20 protein-coding genes are annotated in these 23,268 nt (G+C 49.2%); 6 read left to right on the forward strand and 14 right to left on the reverse strand.

All coding sequences use genetic code 11. The annotated features are described in order from the left end of the window. Positions 1-37 precede the first annotated feature (37 nt). Positions 38-451, reverse strand: a complete 414-nt coding sequence (gene aroQ / locus BLQ88_RS06670) for a type II 3-dehydroquinate dehydratase (protein WP_090148424.1) — start codon at positions 449-451, stop codon at positions 38-40. Between the two features lie 34 nt (positions 452-485). Here aroQ and xerD point away from each other — a divergent pair, with 34 nt between their 5' ends. After that, positions 486-1,382: a site-specific tyrosine recombinase XerD gene (gene xerD / locus BLQ88_RS06675; RefSeq protein WP_090147878.1), complete on the forward strand. Its 897-nt coding sequence runs from the start codon at positions 486-488 to the stop codon at positions 1,380-1,382. A gap of 4 nt (positions 1,383-1,386) precedes the next feature. Here xerD and BLQ88_RS06680 read toward each other — a convergent pair whose 3' ends face one another. Both BLQ88_RS06680 and BLQ88_RS06685 read right to left on the reverse strand, forming a co-directional pair. After that, entirely contained in the window at positions 1,387-1,593 is a 207-nt protein-coding gene (locus BLQ88_RS06680) for a hypothetical protein (RefSeq protein WP_310590142.1), read from the reverse strand. Position 1,594: 1 nt separating this feature from the next. Next, on the reverse strand, positions 1,595-2,101 hold the full coding sequence (locus BLQ88_RS06685; protein ID WP_090147881.1) for a SixA phosphatase family protein: 507 nt from the start codon (positions 2,099-2,101) through the stop codon (positions 1,595-1,597). A gap of 200 nt (positions 2,102-2,301) precedes the next feature. Here BLQ88_RS06685 and sppA point away from each other — a divergent pair, with 200 nt between their 5' ends. After that, positions 2,302-4,068 carry a signal peptide peptidase SppA gene (gene sppA, locus BLQ88_RS06690; RefSeq protein ID WP_090147882.1) on the forward strand — a complete coding sequence of 589 codons (1,767 nt, stop codon included), beginning with the start codon at positions 2,302-2,304 and terminating at the stop codon, positions 4,066-4,068. A gap of 50 nt (positions 4,069-4,118) precedes the next feature. Here sppA and BLQ88_RS06695 read toward each other — a convergent pair whose 3' ends face one another. The 4 genes from BLQ88_RS06695 to metH all read right to left on the reverse strand — a co-directional run bounded on the left by BLQ88_RS06695 (position 4,119) and on the right by metH (position 11,116). Next, positions 4,119-5,042, reverse strand: coding sequence for a YihY/virulence factor BrkB family protein (locus BLQ88_RS06695; RefSeq protein ID WP_090147885.1), 924 nt, complete (start codon positions 5,040-5,042; stop codon positions 4,119-4,121). A 161-nt stretch (positions 5,043-5,203) separates the two neighbouring features. Further along, complete coding sequence (locus BLQ88_RS06700; protein WP_090147887.1) at positions 5,204-6,442, reverse strand: NupC/NupG family nucleoside CNT transporter; 1,239 nt, start codon at positions 6,440-6,442, stop codon at positions 5,204-5,206. Between the two features lie 95 nt (positions 6,443-6,537). Next, positions 6,538-7,092 (reverse strand): nuclear transport factor 2 family protein, encoded by a 555-nt coding sequence (locus tag BLQ88_RS06705; protein ID WP_090147889.1) that lies wholly within the window; start codon positions 7,090-7,092, stop codon positions 6,538-6,540. A gap of 199 nt (positions 7,093-7,291) precedes the next feature. Continuing rightward, positions 7,292-11,116, reverse strand: a complete 3,825-nt coding sequence (metH, locus tag BLQ88_RS06710) for a methionine synthase (RefSeq protein WP_090147891.1) — start codon at positions 11,114-11,116, stop codon at positions 7,292-7,294. Between the two features lie 189 nt (positions 11,117-11,305). On the opposite strand from metH, the gene BLQ88_RS06715 reads away from it, so the two are divergent. From BLQ88_RS06715 to BLQ88_RS06735, 4 genes are all read left to right on the forward strand, one after another. After that, entirely contained in the window at positions 11,306-11,782 is a 477-nt protein-coding gene (locus BLQ88_RS06715) for an Lrp/AsnC family transcriptional regulator (RefSeq protein ID WP_015812270.1), read from the forward strand. 311 nt (positions 11,783-12,093) lie between these two features. Beyond that, positions 12,094-12,708 carry an RNA polymerase sigma factor gene (locus BLQ88_RS06725; RefSeq protein WP_090147894.1) on the forward strand — a complete coding sequence of 205 codons (615 nt, stop codon included), beginning with the start codon at positions 12,094-12,096 and terminating at the stop codon, positions 12,706-12,708. A gap of 85 nt (positions 12,709-12,793) precedes the next feature. Further along, complete coding sequence (locus BLQ88_RS06730; RefSeq protein WP_229212606.1) at positions 12,794-14,191, forward strand: hypothetical protein; 1,398 nt, start codon at positions 12,794-12,796, stop codon at positions 14,189-14,191. Positions 14,192-14,283: 92 nt separating this feature from the next. Beyond that, on the forward strand, positions 14,284-15,168 hold the full coding sequence (locus BLQ88_RS06735; protein WP_090147897.1) for a Ppx/GppA phosphatase family protein: 885 nt from the start codon (positions 14,284-14,286) through the stop codon (positions 15,166-15,168). 40 nt (positions 15,169-15,208) lie between these two features. Here BLQ88_RS06735 and BLQ88_RS06740 read toward each other — a convergent pair whose 3' ends face one another. From BLQ88_RS06740 to metE, 7 genes are all read right to left on the reverse strand, one after another. Further along, a complete protein-coding gene (locus tag BLQ88_RS06740) occupies positions 15,209-15,577 on the reverse strand; it encodes an SxtJ family membrane protein (RefSeq protein ID WP_090147898.1) in 369 nt (122 codons plus the stop codon). Positions 15,578-15,677: 100 nt separating this feature from the next. Then, positions 15,678-15,827 carry a DUF5989 family protein gene (locus BLQ88_RS36700; RefSeq protein WP_015812275.1) on the reverse strand — a complete coding sequence of 50 codons (150 nt, stop codon included), beginning with the start codon at positions 15,825-15,827 and terminating at the stop codon, positions 15,678-15,680. A 73-nt stretch (positions 15,828-15,900) separates the two neighbouring features. Further along, entirely contained in the window at positions 15,901-17,022 is a 1,122-nt protein-coding gene (locus BLQ88_RS06745; RefSeq protein ID WP_090147900.1) for an SGNH/GDSL hydrolase family protein, read from the reverse strand. A gap of 26 nt (positions 17,023-17,048) precedes the next feature. After that, positions 17,049-18,911, reverse strand: a complete 1,863-nt coding sequence (locus BLQ88_RS06750; RefSeq protein ID WP_090147901.1) for a carbamoyltransferase family protein — start codon at positions 18,909-18,911, stop codon at positions 17,049-17,051. Between the two features lie 238 nt (positions 18,912-19,149). Further along, entirely contained in the window at positions 19,150-20,181 is a 1,032-nt protein-coding gene (locus BLQ88_RS06755) for an SGNH/GDSL hydrolase family protein (protein ID WP_090147903.1), read from the reverse strand. Between the two features lie 101 nt (positions 20,182-20,282). Further along, positions 20,283-20,666, reverse strand: a complete 384-nt coding sequence (locus tag BLQ88_RS06760) for an acyl-CoA thioesterase (RefSeq protein ID WP_090147904.1) — start codon at positions 20,664-20,666, stop codon at positions 20,283-20,285. A 135-nt stretch (positions 20,667-20,801) separates the two neighbouring features. Then, positions 20,802-23,123, reverse strand: coding sequence for a 5-methyltetrahydropteroyltriglutamate--homocysteine S-methyltransferase (gene metE, locus BLQ88_RS06765; protein WP_090147906.1), 2,322 nt, complete (start codon positions 23,121-23,123; stop codon positions 20,802-20,804). Positions 23,124-23,268: the final 145 nt, after the last annotated feature.

Here is a 23,268-nt window from a genome sequence, read left to right on the forward strand (position 1 = left end):
CAATGACAATTTATTCAATCATTCAATCATTCAATCATTAAAAGTACCGCACCGCCAGCTCATATCCCCTCAGCCCCAACCCCGCAATAATGCCCTTGCAGCGCGACGTCAGGTAACTATGGTGCCGGAACGATTCGCGGGCGTGGATGTTGGAGATGTGAACCTCTACGGCCGGTGTGGTAACGGATGACAATGCGTCGGCGAGAGCTACGGACGTGTGGGTATAACCGCCCGCATTGATAACGATGCCGTCGAATGAGAAGCCTACCTCGTGTATTTTGTCGATCAGTGCTCCTTCGTGGTTGGATTGAAAGTAATGCAGCTCCACGTCCGGGAAAATGGATTTCAGCGTTTCGAAATAGTCGTCAAACGACTGGCTTCCGTATACACCAGGCTCTCTTTTGCCCAAAAGATTAAGGTTCGGACCGTTCAGGATCAATATCTTTTTCATTTGCTTTGTAGCATTCATTAATTCTTCCTTCGTAATGTGGCAAAGCTACATCAAACATTTTAAAAATTACCTGCGCCTGGAACGCTCGCTGTCAGGCAACTCTGTGGAAGCCTACGTGCGCGATGTGGAAAAGCTGGAAGAATTTCTGGAATTGAGCAAAATCGATCTCGCACCCGCCCGCATACAGGAAGAACACCTCTCGGCATTCCTGAAATACGTTGCGGAACTGGGCCTTGCGGCGCATTCGCAGGCACGGATGCTGTCGGGGATCAAGGCATTTTTCAAATATTTACTGCTTGAAAACGAGATTACCGAAGATCCTACGGAACTGCTCGAATCCCCTCGCCTGCCCCGCAAGCTGCCCGACGTGCTTTCATACGAAGAAATCGAGACCATGCTAAGCGCCATCGACCATTCCACTCCGGAAGGCACGCGAAACCGCGCCATTATGGAGGTTTTGTACAGCTCCGGGTTACGCGTTTCGGAACTAACGGACCTGCAATTGACCAACTGCCATTTCGATATCGGTTTCCTGCGCATTATCGGGAAAGGCGATAAAATGCGGCTTGTACCCATTGGCAGAGAGGCCATCAAGTACACGCAAATATACCTCGACCACGTGCGCGGCGAGATTGCACCTCAAAAAGGAAGCGAAGACATTGTGTTCCTGAACCGCCGCGGCGGCCAGCTTTCGAGGGTTATGATCTTCCTGATGATCAAGGATACGGCGAAAAAAGCGGGCATTAACAAAAACGTCAGCCCGCATACGTTCCGGCATTCGTTTGCCACCCATCTCATCGAGGGCGGCGCGAGCCTGCGCGCGGTGCAGGAAATGCTGGGGCACGAGTCCATTACCACTACCGAGATTTACACCCACCTTGACCGCGATTACCTTCGACAGATCATCACCGAATTCCACCCCAGAAGTTGAGCGGTTATTTTTCCACTTCTTTCAGCAGCGAGTCCAGTTTCAGCGAATCGGCGTCGGGTGTAGCGCCCGGCAATGCCCTTTTCAGCTGTTTGGGCTTGTTCCAGGGTGCGGTCGTGCGGCTCGACATATCGTAGGAGATGTAAACAAACAGTCCTACAAATGCGAGAAACACGATAATGAATATCTTTTTATTACGGTTTGCTTTCTCCATTTCACTCATCTTCTCTCACCTGCTTCGGCGTCTTGTAAAGTACCAGGTCACCCGTTTTAGCAGATATTTCTTCCCATTTCTGCTCTTTAAACTCAATAAATACCGCACTTCCCTTCTTCATGGAACCGATGCTTGCCCCGGAAAGGTACTCGGCAAAATAGGTAATGTCGGGGTTATGGCCGAACAACATCACGACCGAATGCTCCTCCTGCACCGTATTCACAGCCTGCAAATAGGCCCGCGGGCCACCGTCGTAAATTCCGGCCTGCGTCTGGATTGCGTCAACCGGTAGTTTATATTGCCCGGCTATGATCTCGGCCGTTTTGAATGCGCGTGACGCCGGGCTCGACACAAAAAAACCGGGTTTCACACCTTCCTGAACCAGCCATTTCCCCATTGCGAGCGACTCCGACAAACCTTTGCTGTTCAGATTTCTGTCAAAGTCCCTAATTCTGAAACTTTGGTCTTCGGCGGTCGCGTGCCGTACTAATATGAGGGTCTTTTTCATGAGCTGGATTTTTCTCCAAAAGTAAATAATCTGCTTTTCTAAAACTGCCGGTTCTGGCCGAAAAATTGGAACGGTTATTTTCAACCACTTAATGGTCGTAAACTACCTTTTGACATTATTTCATCCATAAACCGCGACAATTAATACGTAATTTTGTTCCTTGATCAACTTATAGAGAAGAAATCCATTAGCAATAGATTATGTTACAGTTCCTTAAATATGTCCTGGCTACGTTCGTGGGCATTATCCTCTTTCTGTTCCTCTCGTTCTTTATCCTGGCCGGCATTGGTTCAATGTTTTCTTCCGAAGAAAAAGTGGTGCTGGAAGATAAATCAGTCCTGAAACTTGATTTAAACCAGCCCATCCAGGAAGTAGGCGTCGATAATCCCCTGTCTGAGTTCGGCTTGCCCTTTACCGGCGAAGAAACGGTGGTGGGATTGAAGGACATTCTGGATGCATTGAAAAGCGCGCAGAATGACGATAAGATCAAAGGCATTTACCTGAAAACAGAGGGCCCCGAGGCCGGATGGGCTACTTTGGAAGAAATCCGGAACCAACTGCTGGAATTCAAAAAATCGAAGAAATTCGTTGTCACTTATGGCGAAACATACTCCGAGAAAGGCTACTACATTGCTTCCGTAGCTGACAAAATTTACCTAAACCCGGCCGGCGGCATTGAATGGAACGGGCTTTCGGCCGAATACAGCTTCTTCAAAGGCACATTCGATAAACTGGAAATCAAGCCGCTTGTTTTCCGCGTGGGCGAGTTCAAAAGTGCGATCGAAATGTTCTCCCGCCAGGACATGAGCGAAGCGAGCAAAAAACAATCCACCGAACTGATCGGCGCCATTAATAATAACTTCCTGAAAAACATTTCGGCATCCCGCAGCATTCCGGTGGACGAGCTGAAAAACCTGGCCGATTCGCTGGCCGTTGAGAATCCGAAATCTGCATTGAAATACAAATTTATTACCAACCTCGGCTACCAGGACGAGCTTGAAACAGCACTTAGAAAGGAGCTGAAAGTAGCCACCGACAAATCCATTTCCTATGTAGGTGTGAGAAAATACCTGGATGGGTCGAGCTCGACAGAAAAAGGTGATTTTAACAAAAGAGTGGCCGTACTCGTGGCGGAAGGCGAAATTACCAGCGGCGACGGCGGCGACCAGAATATCGGCTCCGACAAGTTTGTAAAAGAACTGAAAGAGATCCGTGAAAACGACAAAATCAAAGCGGTGGTGATCCGTATCAATTCGCCCGGAGGCAGTGCGTTAGCGTCGGACGTAATGTGGCGCGAGATCCAGATTACCGCCAAAAAGAAACCCGTGATTGCCTCGATGTCCGATGTAGCGGCCTCAGGGGGTTACTATATGGCCATGGGATGTGATACGATTGTGGCCCAGCCGAATACTATTACCGGCTCCATCGGTATTTTCGGGCTGATCTTCAATGTGACCGATTTCATGAACAACAAACTGGGCATTACCTTCGATGGCGTTGGTACCAGCCCGCATGCCGACTGGCCGACTGCCACCCGCGAAATGACGGAATTCGAAAAAGCCACGATCCAGAAGAGCGTGAACGAAGGTTACGAAACATTCACCCGCAAAGCAGCCGAAGGCCGTAAAATGCCGGTTGAAAAGCTGAAATCCCTTGCGCAGGGCCGCGTATGGTCGGGAGTGGAGGCTAAGCAAAACGGGCTGGTGGATGTACTGGGCGGCGTAGACGATGCCATCAAAATTGCCGCGAAAGCCGCCAAACTCGGCGAGGGAGATTACCGCGTGCGTTACTACCCTGAAAAAAAGAAACCATTGGATGAAATGATCAACAAGTTCATGGGAGACAATGAGGAACAAGCTACCAACAAGGCGCTCGGTGACCTTGCTCCTTATGTGAAAATGTATAAAAAACTGATGAATATGGGTGGAATGCAGACGCGTATGCCTTTCGAGCTGGTGATCCGCTAATACTGATTCACATAATGATATCAAAGGCCTGCAATCGATGCGGGCCTTTTTTAGTCGGTAATCTCGACACCCGTTTTCTTATCGAGCTCCTGCCGGACGATCAGTACAGCGTGTTTGTTGGGCGCAATGGCGACGCCGTCGATACGCGCGTAAACTTTCGTGAATTCAGCCCCGAAATAGAGGATAATGGAAGAATAGTAAATCCAGGTCAGCAGGATCACAATCGACGCCGAAGTGCCGTATGCAGCCCCGAGATCGGACTGCCCGAGGTAAAAACTGATAACGAATTTCCCTATCAGAAATAAAACTGCCGTAAATGCCGCCCCGACGAGGCATTCCTTCCAGCGCAAATCGCCATCAGGCAGTACTTTGAATATTACCGTGAACAATGCAGTAATAATGGAAAGTACCAGCGCCAGATTGACAATATAAAACACGACTACCGAAGCTTCCGAGAACAACGCTTCCAGGCGGCTGCTGAGCAGATCCACCAATGCGCTTGCTCCCAGCGATACTACCAGAAGAAATCCGAGCGTAAGAATAAGGGAAAAAGATACCAGCCGATTTCTGAGGTATTGCAGCCACCCTTTTTTAGGTTTGGCTTTAATTGCCCAGATGAAGTTGATCGAATCCTGCATTTCAGCAAACACCCCGGTAGCACCAATCAGTAATGTGCCTATCCCTATTGCCGCAGCCATTCCGGATTTGTTGGACAGCTCCGCGTTTTTAAGGATTTCCTGCAATTGGGACGCGGCGGAAGCCCCTACCAATCCGCTGATCTGATCAAACAATTGCCCCTGGATTGCATCCCTGCCAAAAAAAATGCTGAAAACCGAAATGATCACCAGCAGCATTGGCGCAAGGGAAAATATGGTGTAATACGACAATGCAGCCGCCAGTTTCATCCCATTATCGTTGAGAAATTCATTGAAACTGTCTTGAAGCAAAGACCAGAAGAGTTTGATTCGTTTCATAGTATAATGTGTTGATATGGTTTTCCGGATGTTGACAGCGGAAGAACAAAAACATTTGTGCCAAATACATTACCGCATTTTCAAAGAAAGACCTTAAAAACACAAAAAGAGCAACCTATGTGCTCTTTCCTGCTAATTCGAATACTTTTTATAATCCTCCTTCACAAAAGCAACCCCGCGAGCGTCGCCGACATATAGGATGCTAATGTCCCGGAAATCAATGCTTTAAATCCAAGCCGCGCCAGATCGGCACGTCTTGAAGGAGCCAGTTCGCCTATCCCACCTACCTGAATGGCAATGGAACTGAAATTGGCGAAACCGCACAATGCAAAACTGGTGATTACGATGGTTTTATGATCGAGTGTGTCTCGCAATTTCACCATGTCCAGGTAAGCCACAAATTCGTTGATCACCATTTTGGTACCCATTAACGAACCCGCCGCTTCGATATCCTTAGCCGGAACGCCCATTGCCCACGCGAAAATCGAGAATACCTTACCCAGGATGAAGTTGAAACTCAACTGCGGGAATGAAAAAATGCCTCCGATGTAACCGAGCAAATAATCCAGCAATGCAACAAGGGCAATAAACCCGATCAGCATCGCGATCACATTGAAACCTACCTTCAAACCTTCTCCCGCACCCGCTGCAATCGCATCGAGCAGGTTCGCATGCGTTTTCTGGATTTCGAGCTTCACCATTCCCTTCGTATCGGACTTGTCGGTCTCCGGAAATACAATTTTTGAAATAACCAATGCACCGGGTGCGGCCATGAGGCTCGCCGCGATCAGGTAAGGTGCCGGTACGCCCAATGAAATGTATACGGCCATTACCCCACCGGCAATGCAGGCAAAACTGCCCGTCATGGATGCCATCAGCTCGGAATTGGTCATGTTTTTCAGGTAGGGCTTGATCATGATCTGCGCTTCTACCTGTCCTACAAACGTACTTGCCACGTTTGAGAGCGCTTCTGCGCCGCTCACGCCCATGAGCCAGTACACCGCCCGCGCGATGACGGACACGACGCGCTGCATGATGCCCAAATGGTAGAGCATATTCACCAGTACTGCCACGAAAATGATGGTCGGGATAACCTTGAAGAAGAAAACGAAGTCGTTACCGGGCCCGAATGCACGCTGCATTAATTCGGGGCGCACCAGTGTGCCAAAAACGAAATCGGCACCCTTATCGGAAAAGGAAAGCAGCTTTTGTACTTTTTCGCCCAGCCATTGGAAGATCCGCTGGCCAATGTCTGTTCGGAGGATAAATACAGCTAGGCTGAATTGGAGGCCCAGGCCAACGGCGACTGTACGATAGTTGATGGCCTTTCTGTTATTCGACATCGCAAATGCAATGCCCAGGATCAATACGATACCCAGCAATCCTGTAAATCTCTCCATGCGTAGTTTGTTGTCACTTTTTAACCAAAGGTGCAAAATAACAACAAATTAGTCGCCCGGAGGCAACTAACTCAAAATATCAGGAAGAGAGGCAATTATTTAGAAGAATTGTCTGATTTTGTATCAGTTGCAATGGGATCCACGTTGCGGTGGGCAATTTTCCAGACATTGTTTTCTTTCCGGAAAAGTACCGTAACGTGCAAATCAGCTTTGCGGCCGTCTGCGAAGCGGTAATGCTCCTTTTGAATGAGGTAACCTTGTGTAGCACCTTCCTGGCTCGCAATCTTCTCGTAAGTATAAGCTACGTCTTTGGCAGGAGCAATTCCGGTGTTGTTAAGGCTTGCTTCCACGGCTTTCCATCCTTTCGAATCCATATTTGCTGAGCCTCCAAAAGCTGTAACATCATCTTTCTGCGACCACAGCGATTTGAAGAATGCCGGGTTGCCTTTGGCCATTTCAAGATTGGCTTTGTGCAGGTCCGCAACGGCAGCGTCCAAAGAGGATACTGCAACGGCCTTAGGTGATTGTTTGCTATCAGATCCGTTTCCGGCAGTAATGACAGGCAATGTGTTTTCCCGCGTCATGCTCCTGTATTTAAAGGACGAGGCGAGGAGGATCAGGAGGATAAAAACTGAGATATTTCTTTTCATGGCTAATAAACTATTAAGTTCTCACTTAAGTGATGCAAATATCTGACGCTTAACTACAAAAAAATAGCGTATAAATACCCGATTACTACACGCCATACCACCTAACTACGCCCTTTTCTGAAAAATAGTATGTTTTGGGCACAAAAAAAGAGAATAGTAACGAACTATTCTCTTTTTGCACTTTTTAAATAACGTTATATTAATATGCGAGCACTGGCGACAGCCATTTTTCGATCTCCTCAACCGGCATGTTTTTGCGCTTCGCATAATCATCGACCTGGTCTTTATGGATCTTTCCAACCGGGAAATAACGGCTGTCCGGATGTGAGAAATACCAGCCGCTGACGCTGCTTGCAGGGTACATCGCGAAGCTCTCCGTCAAAGTGATACCCAGCTTCTCCGCACCCAGCAAATCGAACAAATGGCGCTTTTCGGTATGGTCGGGGCAGGCAGGGTAACCTGGCGCCGGGCGAATGCCTTTGTATTCTTCCTTGATGAGCTCTTCGTTGGAAAGGCTCTCTTCTTTGGCATAACCCCACAATTCCTTGCGCACTTTCTCGTGCATCAACTCCGCGAGCGCTTCCACCAAACGGTCTGCCAATGCCTTGATCATAATGCTGTTGTAGTCGTCATGATCCTTTTCGTATTTGTCAAGCAACGCCTCTATGCCGACACCCGCCGTCACTGCGAAACCGCCAACGTAATCGGTATGGCCTGATTCCAGCGGGGCTACGAAGTCGGACAGACAGTAATTAGGCAGGTTCGCCGCTTTCTGGCTTTGCTGACGCAAATGGTGCAGAACAGCAGCCGTATCCGCCACCAACTCGCCCGCATTCAGGTTTTCTACACCCTGCTGACTGATTTTATACTCGATATGCTGGTGCGACCCGTGGCGTTCGCAAGGCACCTCGCGCGTTTCTTCGTCGAAATGATGCAGCACAATGTCGTCCTGGATAGAGTTGGCAGGCCAGAAACCTATTACGGCGCGTGCTTTCAAGGTTTTGTCACGAATGATTTCGCCCAGCAGCACTGCGGCGTCTTCATACAACTTCATAGCTTCCTTACCCACAACAGCGTCATCGAAGATTTTCGGGTATTTTCCGTGCAGCTGCCAGGTCTGGAAGAATGGCGTCCAGTCGATGTATTTTGCAATGTCCGCCAAATCGTAATCGTCGTACACGCGCGTACCCAGGAACTGCGGTTTCACGGCCTTGAACTCGCTCCAATCGATTTTCGCTTTGTTATCCCTTGCTTTACCAATAGCCACGTGCGCCTTTTCACCGCCACGTTTCGCGTGATCGTCGCGCAGTTTTGCATATTCCGTTTTAATGTCGGCTAAAACTTCGGCCTGGCTCTGCGCACTCTGGATCAGCTTTCCGGCAACAGGTACAGAGCGCGACGCATCGAGCACGTGGATAACCGGTCCCGAATAGTTCGGATCGATTTTCACCGCCGTGTGAATGCGCGAAGTAGTGGCACCACCAATCAGCAACGGCATTTTCATGCTGCGACGCTCCATTTCTTTGGCAACACCCACCATCTCGTCGAGCGAAGGCGTGATAAGGCCCGAAAGCCCGATGATATCTACATTATGCTCCTGTGCAGCGGCAAGGATCTTGTCCGTCGGCACCATTACACCGAGGTCGATGATCTCGTAATTATTACATCCAAGCACCACGCCCACGATGTTCTTTCCAATATCATGCACGTCACCTTTTACAGTAGCTAGCAAAATCTTACCCGCCGAAGAATTGCCTTCCTGTTTTTCCGCCTCAATATATGGCTGCAAATAAGCCACGGCTTTCTTCATCACACGCGCCGATTTTACCACCTGCGGAAGGAACATTTTACCTTCCCCAAACAAGTCACCGACAATGCTCATACCATCCATTAAAGGCCCTTCGATCACTTCCAGCGGCCGATCGAATAGCAGGCGACATTCTTCGGTATCTTCATCTACGTAATCAGCAATACCCTTTACCAATGCATGGGAAATGCGTTCCTTCACAGGCAGTTGTCTCCATGAAAGATCGGGACCGGTTTGCGTTTTACCTTTATCTTTTACGGTTTCCGCATAACTTACCAGGCGTTCCGTAGAGTCGGAACGACGGTTAAGCAACACATCCTCAACCAGTTCCAGCACATCCTTCGGAATTTCATCATAAATACCGATCTGACCGGCATTTACAATACCCATATCCATTCCCGCTTTGATCGCATGGTAAAGGAACGCCGTGTGAATGGCTTCGCGAACCGGCTCGTTACCCCGGAAACTGAACGAAACATTTGAAACACCGCCCGAAACTTTCGCATGAGGCAGGTTTTCCTTGATCCACCGTACGCTGTTGATGAAATCGACCGCGTAATTATTATGTTCCTCCATTCCCGTCGCGACGGTCAGGATGTTAGGGTCAAAAATGATGTCTTCGGCCGGAAAACCGACTTCGTCAACGAGAATACGGTAAGCGCGTTCGCAGATTTCAATGCGGCGCTCATAGTTATCCGCCTGACCTCTTTCGTCAAATGCCATTACAACCGTCGCCGCACCATAGCGGAGCACCGTCCTAGCCGATTCCTTGAATTTCTCTTCACCCTCTTTAAGCGAAATCGAGTTTACAATGGATTTACCCTGCACGCATTTCAAACCCGATTCGATTACCTCCCATTTGGAAGAGTCGATCATCAGTGGCACTTTCGAAATATCCGGCTCGGATGCGATCAGGTTCACAAATGTCTTCATCGCCTCCACACCATCGATCATACCTTCGTCGAGGTTGACATCGATTACCTGCGCGCCGCTTTCCACCTGCTCACGTGCGATGGTCAGCGCTTCGTCGTATTTGCTTTCACGGACGAGGCGCGCAAATTTCTTCGAACCGGTTACGTTACAGCGCTCACCAATGTTTACAAAATTGGTCAATGCATTGATTTTCACCGGCTCCAAACCCGACAGCTTCATCACCGTTTCAGAAGCTGGCAACGGACGCGGGCTATGCTTTCCGGCAATGTCGGCAATCACGCGGATGTGATCCGGTGTGGTACCGCAACAGCCACCGATGATGTTGACCAGGTTATCCTTCAAAAACCCATCGATCACCTCACCCATTTGCTCCGGAGTCTCGTCGTATTCGCCCATTTCGTTCGGCAGACCCGCATTGGGGTGCGCCGAGGTGTAGAAAGGCGATTCTTTGGCCAAAATTTGTACATACGGGCGCATTAAGTCCGCTCCCAATGCACAGTTAAGACCCACCGACAACAGTGGCAAATGCGATACAGAAGTCAGGAATGCCTCGGTGGTTTGTCCCGAAAGCGTACGTCCAGAAGCATCGGTAATCGTTCCCGAAATCATGATCGGCAACGCCTGTCCCGGCTCGACTCTCCACGAATCCAAATGCGGCACTTTGCCCGCTTTGGCATCCACAAAGAACTGGTCGATCGCGAAAAGCGCCGCCTTCGCATTCAAAGTATCAAAAATCGTTTCAACGAGCAGCAAGTCGCAGCCGCCGTCGGTAAGACCTTTTATCTGCTCGTAGTAGGCTTCCACCAACTGGTCGAAACTGATCGCGCGGAAGCCAGGGTTATTTACATCCGGCGAAAGCGATGCGGTACGGTTCGTCGGACCGATAGAACCGGCCACAAAACGGGGCTTGTGAGGCTCGCGCTCGGTAAATTCGTCGGCTACTTCGCGTGCCAGCCGCGCGGATTCGTAGTTAAGCTCATACACGATCTCCTCCATGCCGTAGTCTGCCATGGCGATAGTCGTGCCTGAAAATGTATTGGTTTCGGCAATGTCTGCCCCTGCCGCGAAATAGGCGGCGTGAATTTCTTTGATAATGTCCGGGCGCGTCAGTGAAAGCAGGTCATTGTTCCCTTTCACATCGTGCGGCCAGTCTGCGAACCGTTCTCCCCGGTAGTCGTGATCCTGCAATTTATACCGCTGGATCATCGTACCCATAGCGCCATCCAGTACCAGAATACGGCTTTTAAGAATTTCGCGGATATCTGCTTTTTGAGTTGCTACCATAAGTGTTTTAAATGTATGATGATCATTTCGCCGGAAAAGCATATAGCTTCTGAAGCGACAAATTTAACCCAATAGATGTTTTGTTCAATAAAATCAAAAAATTCAGATTAAAAGTCTGGCAGTTTCAATCAACCTAAATTATTTATCTATATTCGAAGCCATCTCGGAGTGAATAAAGATATTCTATCTATGCATAATCTGGACGATATTGACGCCAAAATCCTGCATTTACTGCAACAGGACGCCACTTTGAAAACACGCGAGCTGTCGGAAAAGTTGAACCTCTCCTACACGCCCGTGTATGAACGCGTGCGGAGGCTGGAAAAGGAAGGTATTATCAAAAAATACGTCGCGCTGGTCGACCGGGAGAAGGTGGGTAAAAAGCTGATGGCCTTCTGCAACATCGCATTGAAAGAGCATTCGAAGGTTATGGGCGAAAAGTTCGTAAAGGCGGTTTCGGCGATGTCGGAGGTGATGGAATGCTTCAATATCTCCGGGGATTATGATTTTCTGCTGAAAGTAGTCGTGGACGATATGTCGCAGTACCAGCAGTTTTTAATGCAAAAGCTGGGTTCGCTGGAAAACATCGGCAGCACGCACAGCTTATTTGTAATGGGTGAGATCAAAAACTCGTCGGCGCTCGAAATGCTGCCTTCTAAAAAATAAATACGGCCCCGGAAGATCCAGCACCGTATTCCAACTCACCCCTAACAAAATATTTTTACGATCACAATGATCGGTCAATGTCCCCTAATCAGGTGATACAACCGCGTTTGCCGCGAAGTATCAAACCGTTTTCTGCCTGTACGCCCCCTGTAATACCCATGTTGCATGCGCAATGCATTTTTTTCGATTTTTTTCGCAGCTTCCCGCATTTCAGAAGCATGAAAACTTTTCGTAATTTTTGCAACAGAATGCATGCCAGGGACGTATTCGAATGTGAGAAATTCTATCCCTGACAATTTGATACCCTGACTTTGCTTTTTAAAAGAAAAATATCTTTTAACGAAAACGACTTTGAGTCGGTGGTAGCGGCATGTATTGCCGGGGATAACCAGGCACAGAGGCATTTATACAAACAATTCTTCGGCTATTCCAAAAGCATTTGCCTGCGGTATACATCGTCGACGGAGGAAGCAGAGGAGGTTTTAAATGAAGGTTTTTTAAAAGTATTCAACAATCTGGGAAAGTACGACGCCAACCACCCTTTCAAGGCTTGGCTTCGGACAATCATGGTGAACACGGCGATCAGCTATTACCGTAAACACAAGAAACATACGGAAGATGTGATCGCCCTGGAAGACGCCCCTTATCCCAAATTCGATGAAGATGTAATCAGCCAGATCACTGCGGATGAAATACTGGAACTGATCCAACAGATCAAGCCGGTTTATAAGAATGTATTTTTGTTATACGTGGTGGATGGCTACAACCATCGTGAGATAGCAGACCTGCTGCAAATCAACGAGGCGACGGTAAGATCGCATTATGTGCGTGCCCGGGCTCGTTTGCAGCATTTGATCAAACAATATTACCCACATCTCTTCCCAAGTGATTGGGCTGTTAAGTCATTCAGAGGCAATGAAAACTAATAGATTTGAAAATACTATACGCCGAAAATTAGAGAGTATTGAACCGGACTTTCAAGAGCAGGACTGGGCCCGTATGCAAAACTATATGCAGACCCACACGCCTCCGTCATTCCTGCAACAATACGGTTCCTGGATCGGGTACGCCGCCGCCGCGTCTGTGACGTCGGTGATGGCCTACATGTACGTCAACCAGCTCTCGCAGAATGACCACCTGGTGCAGGATATGAAACACCTGCAAAGCCAGATCGAGCTCATCAAAAACCAGCCGGCGCAGGTGGCGAAAGCCGATACGGTTTATGTGCTGCAAACCGGACCGGACGGCCAAAGCCTTCAAGCCTCATTGCGGCCGAGGGATTACAATCGATTACCCGCACGAACCAGTTTTCAACAGGCTTTGGATCAGGAAGAGTTGGCTAATGCGAAACCCGCACGGAATGTCGGCACAAGTGATGTGGAAGCTATTGAAAACGGCGATGAAGCGACGATCTCTTCAAATGCTGTCGATCAGCGCCACGGGCAATCGGAAGAAGCGCTTGCAGAAGCACAGCATTCTAACGAATCTCCTGCCACTGAACCAGGAGCGGCGAATGATTTGAATGCGGTAAAAACGGAAACCAACCAACTGCCCCAGGCACCTTCAAATTCGGCGGCCAGCAGAATATTCGGCAGTGAATTCCGCATTGCGGCGATCAGTACGCCGGTTGAGATGCATACCGGCATTTCGCTGCAACGGAAAATGCATTACGACCTGGCTAGCAAGCTTTCCGTACGACAGGTACAAAAAGCATTGGTTGCGAACAATATGCAACTCGCCAAGGCGCCAGTGAGCGGTAAAAAGACCGAGCAAATCGCCCAAGCTGAAAGTGTCATTCCGAAATTACCCTTGAAAACGCCTTACCGCTTCGGGGCCGGGTATCAGATCGAGGGCAACGGGCAGGGCAAAACGGTGCTGGGGGAAGTGATTATCAAAAAGAAATTCTCGATCGCGGCAGGCATTACGTGGTTGAAGGTAAAACCGGCCGAATTCTTCACTGAAACAATTTTCAGGACCAAGGCCCGCGCGGATTTTAAAGAAACGCATCCAGGCCAGGTACCACTCATTTTTCAATTGTATAATATCAAAATCGATCAGAATATCGTCCAGATCCCGCTTACGCTCGCATTCCGCAATACTGTGAAAGACGATTGGGCCTACTATGCGAGCCTGGGTACTAATTTCAAGGTTTCGTCGAAAGAGACCATTTCGTATGATTGCCGCGGACCTAAAAACGAGTTTTTCAACCAGACTTTCACCAAAAAAGGAGACGTCTCGCCCATCACTTCGATGAACTTCGCGGTAGGCATCGAAAAATCGTGGCATCCGATCGTAGTTCAGGCGGAAGGGTATTGGGTCAATTATTTTAAACCGATCACTCCGCTCCGGAACAGCGCAGGTCCGGGCGTGAAAGTGAAGCTATTGTACCAGATAGGCCGTCAAATGTAGCTTTTACATATTAAGTTTCGCGGGCAGGATATGGAAACTTGTCCGCGAAACTCTATTTTTGGCCTTTATTAACTCCCCTATTTATCCAGCTTTTGAAATTCGCAGCCATAGATATCGGTTCCAATGGTGCCCGTATGCAGATCTCATCCGTTTTGCATGACGAAGGCATTTCACGTTTCAAAAAGGTAGAATACGTCCGGTTCCCGCTACGCCTCGGACATGATGTTTTTACCCAGGGACGCATTACCCCCGAAAGCGAGGACCGCATGATGAAGCTCATGCTGGCTTACCAACTGCTGATGGAACTCCATGAGGTAGATGACTTTATGGCCTGCTCCACTTCCGCAATGCGTGAAGCGTCCAACGGCCAGGAGGTCCGAGATCATATCGAACAACGCACCGGCATTCATATCCAGATCATCGATGGCCAGAAAGAAGCCGAACTGGTGAACAATGTGGTCGTGCAGTCGCTGAGCGACGGGCAGTACATTCACATCGATGTGGGTGGCGGCAGTACCGAGCTGAACTTGTACCAGGACAGGCGAAAAATCAAAGCCAGATCATTCAAACTGGGCTCGGTACGCCTGTTGGAAGGAAAAGAATCCAAAAATTCCTGGTTGAAGATCAAGGAGTGGATCGAGCAGAATGTCGATTACAGCCGGCCTATTCAAGCAGTGGGCACGGGTGGTAATATCAACAAGCTTTTCGATTTATCTTCCAAACTCACTGAGAGCTCTACCAGCCTGGAAGAAATTCAGCGGATGCGCGATTACATCGAACAGTTCTCCCTCGCCGACCGCATTAACAAACTGCAACTCAATCCCGACCGCGCAGACGTGATCGTACCTGCGGGCGACATATACACATCCGCCATGCGCTGGGCAGGCGCGAGCGTCATTCACGTGCCCGATGTGGGCCTGAAAGACGGTATGCTCCAACTGCTTTACGAACGCGCATGCCGCAAAAAAAAGGCCTGAAACCAGGCCTTTTTTGCATTCCAATATGAGTTCTCCGGCATTACCAGACCTGTTCGAGGTCTTTTGCCGAATATTTGTGGTTTCTTTCCGTAAAGACGCTGTCGGTATCTTCTTTCTTCAAATGCAGCGGGTTTTTCTTCGTCAGTTTGGCAATGGCTGCCACTGGAAACAGGATAACGAAGAACACGACCGACAGAAGAATTTTCCCGTTAATAGCCCCCAGCACTTCCGCGATCTTGTACCAGCCTTTCACCACCAGGTCACCAAAAACCGGTAAAGCCAAGCTGAAAACGCCGATTACCGCAGCGGCGATCAGGAAATAAGGATATTGGGATTTAAAAATAAAATACATCACGACAAGCCCGGTGACGATCACCAGCTGCGCTTTGACTTTTTCTGATTCACTCATTTTGATAATATGCTATTGTGGCCGGCAGCCATGCACGTTGCATTGCTGCCGGGCGAAGTTTCAGACAGGAACCGGATTGACTTGCTTTGTACCGAAAAAATCAGAACAAGGTGTAAATGAAAGGCGCAACAGCCGATCCACCACCAATCACGATCAAAACGCCGATCAGGAGCAGAACGATGATCACAGGAGCAAGCCACCACTTCTTACGCTCCTTCATGAATGCAAACAAATCTGTTAAGAAATCCATATTTTATAGTATTTAAAACTCAAATGTAGAACTTTATTATTTTTCTGCACACTTCTAACCCGTTAAATCTGAGTTATCGTTTACCCATTGCCTGGTAGAGCCTGTCGGCGATCAGCTGGTTAAGCGTCGCGCTTCCGTGGCCATCATTTTTACCCACAACACGTTCTTTTTCAGGGATTTTAACCACACCATCGTTGATGCCGACCACCGTCACATTGTTCGATTTCAGGTAATCCTCCACCGGTTTGGTATAGCCTGCGCTTTTATCCACCTGGAACAGGAACGGAATGAAAACGGCGTACATCTGCGCCTTCGTGCTATCGCGGTAGGCGAGCATGCCTGAAAGATCTCGCAAATGCGCATTCAGCACGGTGGTATCGGTGTATGCTGTTTGTACAAATTTCTCAAACGTGCTGAAACCGGTGTGCGGCAGTTGCCAGTAGATGAAATTCGGCAGATAAAAACGCTTCACAACGGTTGCCATCGGACCGGTAAGGTCGGCGTATGGCTCGGCACCGGTGAGCGTCAAACCCTTTTCGCGGCCTACTTTTTCGATATCGTTAGGGAAGTATTCGAGGATGATAATATCCGGCTTAACGGGGAAATCCTGCAAGCGCTTCACTTCATCGCGCGTATCCGCGCCCGACATACCGAGGTTGTAAATGGTGTATTTGTCTGTCCCGAGTTTGGCTTCGAGCATATTCGAAAAGCGCTCATTTACATCTTTCAAACCGTGGCCCGCCGCGAACGAATCGCCGATTACCAGCACTTTCTTCTTGCCAGACTCATTTTGCACTTCCTTGTCATGATAACCCAGCGCATTCACAGGGTGCCAATATTTCTCCCACCAGATCTGAGACGCTTTGGAAAGCACACCTTCATGGCTTTGCGGCACGTACATGAATACGATTTCCAGGAAAATCAACACGACGATCAGCGGCGTAACGATCGTTACAATGTTGGCCACCAGCCCTTTGGCTTTGCTTTTGACCACACCATAATAGAAAATGCGCAGGATCTCGATGATCAGCAAAAACCAGAAGGCAAATTTGGCAAGACGAACATGCCAGCTATCGCTCTGAGGGTATCCGGGATAATCGAATTTGATATGAAATTTGTCCGGATAGAACAAGAACACAAACAGCAGTCCCAGGAAAAGAATGCGGACTATGCTGGTAACAATTTTAGATGCCATTACTTAGGGTGCTCAATGAATAGAGATTAGTCCAGAACGAATTCTTCCTTCCAGTTATCTTTTTCCAGCCATTCGGGCTGCTGTTTTTTGTCGAAAATGTAGTTTCCTACTACCAGGTAATCCATTTCCGTGCGCATAAAGCAACGGTAAGCGTCGTTCGGCGTGTTGACGATCGGCTCCCCGCGTACGTTGAAACTGGTGTTCACGATCACCGCGTAGCCCGTCAATGCCTTGAACGTTTCGATCAGGTCGTAGTAACGTGGATTCGTTTCTTTGTGTACTGTCTGTATCCTCGCCGAATAGTCGATGTGCGTGATGGAAGGCAGGTCGGAGCGCTCGAAATAGAGTTTCTCACGCAAATCCAGCGAACCGTAGTTTGCAGGCACCGGCTTTCTGCGGCTTTCGGCCACGGGGTGTACCAGCAGCATGTAAGGTGAAATACCGTCGTAATCGAAGTAATCCTGGCAATCCTCGGCCAGTACCGAAGGCGCAAACGGCCGGAATGATTCGCGGTATTTGATTTTCAAATTCAGTTTTTTCTGCATTTCCGCATTCCGGGGATCGCCCAGGATGCTTCGACCGCCCAATGCGCGCGGCCCGAACTCCATCCGGCCCTGCACCCAGCCTACTACATTGCCTTCCGAAAGCAACCTTGCCGCTTCCTGTGTGAGGTCTTTGAAATTCTCGTAGAAGGTATAATGCGCCTTGTATTTCTTGGCCGTCAAAGCTACATCGAGATCGGAGAAAGTCGGTCCGAGGTAAGACCCGCGCATTGCATCGGCCTTCCAGGTAATCTTTCTTTCCTGCCCGAAATAAATATGGTAAGCAGCTTGTGCCGCACCCAACGCACCACCTGCATCACCCGCAGCTGGTTGGATGAAAATGTCTTTAAAAATATTGGCTTTTTGGAGCTTACCGTTTGATACACAGTTCAATGCAACACCTCCCGCCATACACAGGTAATCGGCGCCGGTGAGGCGTTTGGCTTCTTTGGCCATTCTTATCACCGCTTCTTCGGTAATGTTCTGGATTGCGAGGCCGAGGTTACAATGCACCGCTTCGAGCGCATCTTCCGGGCGGCGGGTTTTGAACCCGAACAATGCCTCCCATTTGTGCTCGTTCACCATTTTCAGGCCGGTAGCATAGTCGAAATACTCCTGGTTGAGCCACACCGAGCCGTCTTCTTTCAGGTCGATAAGGTCTTTCAGGATAATCTCTTCGTAACGCTTAATGTCCGGTGAAGTCGGGTTACCGTACGGCGCGAGGCCCATCAGCTTATATTCACCCGAGTTGACACGGAAACCCAGAAAGTAGGTAAATGCGGAATAAAGCAACCCGAGCGAATGCGGGAAGCGGAGTTCTTTGAGAATGCTGATATCTTTTCCTTCGCCCAAGCAGATCGACGCAGTCGCCCATTCGCCCACGCCATCGATCGTCAGGATAGCCGATTTCTCAAATGGTGAAGGGTAATAAGCACTGGCTGCATGCGAAAGGTGGTGCTCGGGGAAGAGCATTCTTACCTTTTTCTTCTTATCGTAACCCAGCTTTTCCAGCTCCTCGTTGATGAGCCTTTTCAGGAACATCTTTTCCTTGATCCACACCGGCATGGCCGTCAGGAACGACCGCACGCCTTTCGGCGCAAATGCATAGTAGGTTTCGAGGAGTCTTTCAAATTTTAGCAGCGGCTTGTCGTAAAAGACGATCGCATCGAGCTCGTTGATGGATAGCCCGCCGTATTCGAGGCAAAAGGCAACTGCATTGGAGGGGAAACCGGGGTCGTGCTTTTTGCGTGTAAAACGCTCTTCCTGAGCTGCGGCAACGATTTCGCCATTATCTATAAGAGCCGCGGCCGAATCATGATAGAAAGCCGAGATACCTAAAATTTTCATTAAAGCGTGATTAGAATAATGTGTACAGTTTTGTCCTACACCGTCCAAAAGGCGTGCAAGATAAGCATTTTGAGCAAGGCTGCAACCGGGCACCCGTGGCTAAATGCCGCCATAGTGTTATTAAACGGTTCGCAATCAACCAAATAAAGAGTGCGGATAATAAAATGTTAACAGATTTACCACCTTACCCGGTTTTAAATGATTAATTCTGAACCAGTTCGAATGCGGGACTTCTTTGTCACACTATTTCGTGCCGTATGATAAATTGTACAATTTCCTCCGCAAATCGTCGGGCGCCGGGCTCGCTGATATGGCATACGTCGCAGAACAAACTCGGATCTTTCGGCATACGTTTTTCGAGATCCAGAAATTCGGTGCGGTATTTCGTCGCCACCTTACGGATCACCTGGTTGTGCTGCGCAATGCCTGCCCGGACATTCTCCGGCTCGCCCCACATCGTAACCGGCGTCGCAAACATGCATTTGGCATAGTACCGGTTATCACTTTGGCTTCCCGTGAGCGAATCAGGTGGAAAATAGGAGGCATAACTAACCAATAACAGCTTGTCGCCCCGCGTTTCCGCGATTTTGGCAATGCCTTCGAGGTTTTTTTGGTAGCAGCTCCGGTCCCTCAACTCGCGACCGAACCGAGCGAACCGGGGTTCTACGCCGATCGGTTCGAGGTAGGTTTCTCCTGAAAACCGGTCACATAGGCCGTTGAACGCCATGTCGAGCAGGTATGGGATTACTGTCACGTCGATTTCGGGATGCCGCAACAACCGGTAAATGTCGGAATACCACTTTACGTGCGAGTAGTCGTCTTTGAAATTTTTAGGGGGAATATTGTTGACACGCGTGTCGTTGATGCCTTCATAATAGATCACAAGATCGAAGCGCTCGTTTTCCAACAAATTGTATTTAAGCAGGTTATCCAGCGAAGTATGCGCCGGCGCAGCTACATTGACAACCTCGAAGTCCTTTGTTTCCCCGTATCGCTTCGAAAGGATCGTATCAAGCCTGGTGTGAAGATCGGAATAGCCCGGGCTCACCACCGACCCGCCGAGTATCAGAATGCGGGTTTTCTTTCCACTACCCCCAGCTTCCTGCCCCGCAGGCTTTTTGAGATTTTTATAAAAACCATCGTAAATGTATTCCGACGGTTTCAGGAATGAGTAGCCGTAAAAGCAAAGGAATGCACGGCTGGAAAGCTCGCAGGTACCTGTTAAAATCAGTACGAAAATAAAATAGAAAGACAGTTTTCGAAGGTTCATGTTGCCACTATCGATATGATAAATGGCAAATCAAACCCCCGCGCTCGCCCGGAAAGAAACCGATAAGTGTCCGGCGGGACTCAATTACCCAACGTTGCTACTTACTGTATTTTAGTAGGCTTGTGATGCTCGTCGAGTGCTACAAATGTAAATATCCCGGTAACCGCCTTCTCGCGGCTTACCTCATACATTTTTTCCACAAAAATATCTACGCGGACTTTCATACTTGTATTCCCGACGGTCTCCACGCGTCCCACCAACTCGATAATCGTTCCCGCAGGAATAGGATGCGTAAAATCGATGCGGTCGGACGATACGGTCACGCACCGAAGCCTGGAAAAGCGCGTTGCGGCGATGAATGCGACCTCGTCCATCATGGACAATGCCGTGCCGCCGAAAAGGGTGTCGTAGTGATTGGTATTGTTTGGAAAAACAGTTTTAAAAACGCGGGTTTCCGAGGCGGTGATTTTTTCTTCTAATGTCAAAATAAAAACTTGTTAATTGTATGAGTAACAGTTGTTTTGGTCAAGTGTAGTCAGGTGTGGTCAGGTATGGTGAGATATTTTCATCTCTGACAACGCTTACCACACCAGACAATACCTGACTACATCTGACGATCACTATCCCGCGACCGGGACCGATTCGCGCAGCAAGTTAGCCGCAGAAATCATGTTACGCAAAGCGGCTTCGGTTTCCGGCCACTTGCGGGTTTTCAATCCGCAGTCGGGATTTACCCACAGATTCCGCGCCGGGATTACCTTCAAAGCCTTTTCGAGCAGCAATAGCATTTCATCGACCGTCGGCACGCGCGGCGAGTGAATGTCGTACACGCCCGGGCCGATTTCGTTCGGGTAATTAAACTGCGCGAATGCATCGAGCAGCTCCATTTGCGAGCGCGACGTTTCGATCGTGATCACGTCGGCGTCCATTGCGGCGATGGAATCGATAATGTCGTTGAACTCCGAGTAGCACATATGCGTGTGGATCTGCGTCTGATCGGCCACGCCCGCGGCGCTCAGGCGGAATGCGTCTACCGCCCATTTCAAGTAGGTTTTCCAGGCATTTTTCCGCAATGGCAAACCTTCGCGAATCGCCGGCTCGTCAATTTGAATCACTTTAATACCAGCCTTTTCCAGATCAACCACCTCATCGCGGATCGCTAATGCAATCTGAAATGTCGTGTCTTTTCTCGGCTGGTCGTCGCGCACGAACGACCATTGCAGGATCGTCACCGGGCCCGTGAGCATGCCTTTCACCAGTTTTTCGGAGTTGGCCTGTGCAAATGCCGACCATTTCACCGTCATCGGCTCCATGCGCTCCACGTCGCCATATATGATCGGCGGCTTCACGCACCGGCTGCCGTAGCTCTGCACCCAGCCATTTTGGGTAAATACAAAGCCCGAAAGCTGCTCGCCGAAATACTCCACCATATCATTCCGTTCGAACTCGCCGTGCACCAGCACATCGATGCCCAATTCTTCCTGCCAGCGCAACGAATCCACGATTTCCGCGCGAATGCGGGTTTCGTATTCTTCCAATGTCAATGCACCTTTCTTGAACTGCGCGCGCAGCTGCCTTACCTCGTCGGTTTGCGGGAACGAGCCGATGGTTGTCGAGGGGAAGAGCGGCAATTTCAGTTTATCCAACTGAATGGCCTGCCTCCCGGTAAATGCATTCTGCCGGTCGAAATCCGGTTCTCGCACTTCGCTGACCCTGGCTTTCACGGCCGGTTTGTGGATCAATGCGGAAGTACGGCGGCTTTCGATGGCTTTCTGATTATCCAGAAATGCATTATCGTTGACATAATCGATCGTCGCAAGGCTTGCTAATGTGGTTACTTCGTTCAATTTCTGCTTCGCGAATGCCAGCCAGTTTTTGATTTCCGGCGTCAGTACGGCTTCGTTTTTTTCCAGGTCCAGATCATACGGGCTATGCAGCAGCGACGACGACGGCGCCACCACCACCCGCTCTTCCCCCAGCACATTTACCGCCTCCGTAATCCATTTCAGCGACTTGCGGTAATCGTTTTTCCAGATATTCCGGCCGTCCACAACACCTACCGAGAGCTTTTTAGTGGAAGAAACAAATGCATTATCGGTAAGAATTTGCGGCAATGTCTCTGCTCCGCGCGTGAGATCGATATGCAATGCATCCACTGGCAATGCGGTCGTGACGGCCAGGTTATCTTCCAACGGCCCGAAATAGGTCGTCACGAGAATGCGTAGTTTCGGAAGCGCCTCGCGGATCTGGTTGTAGGCACTCAGGAATGCGAGTTTTTCTTTTTCATTTAAATCCAGCACCAACCCCGGCTCGTCGAGCTGCACCCAGTCGGCGCCTCTTGCCGAGAGTTCTTTTAGTATGGAAATGTAAACAGGCAAAAGACTATCCAGCAAGTCGATACGATCGAATCCGGATTCTTTTTCTTTACCCAAAATCAGATAGGTAACCGGCCCCAGCAGTACGGGTTTTGTAAGAATACCCTTTTGCAATGCATCTTCAAATTCCAGCAAAACTTTATCGGAATACCTTTTAAATTTCTGGTCTTTTACAAATTCCGGCACGAGGTAATGGTAATTGGTATCAAACCATTTCGTCATTTCCATTGCATTGATATCCAGGCCATTCTTCTGATAACCGCGCGCCATTGCGAAGTATAGATCGAGTTCCTTGTTAGATTTCCCGTCGAGTAACTGGTGGTACCGCTCCGGAATTGCGCCTACCATCAGCGACGTATCGAGGACGTGGTCGTAGAGCGAAAAATCATTGGACGGAATGAGGCCTATGCCTGCATTCTGCTGCGTTTCCCAGTTCTGATGGCGGATTTTGCGGGCGACTTTCTGCAATGCGTCGCGGTCGATGGTACCGGCCCAGAATTGTTCGTTGGCTTTTTTGAGCTCGCGGAGGCTTCCCACACGCGGGTAGCCGAGGTTGTGTGACAACATACTTTTTGTGTTTAAAGAGTTAATAAAAACCCTGTGAAAACACCCTCCCATCCCTGCAAACGCCTGTTGCGGACGTATGCCGGTACTTCATTTCATCGCGGAAACACGCGGCTACCCTGCGAAAACGAACAGTCCCCCGAACCAG

Origin of the sequence: Dyadobacter soli, from assembly GCF_900101885.1 — a bacterium.
GTDB lineage: Bacteria > Bacteroidota > Bacteroidia > Cytophagales > Spirosomataceae > Dyadobacter > Dyadobacter soli.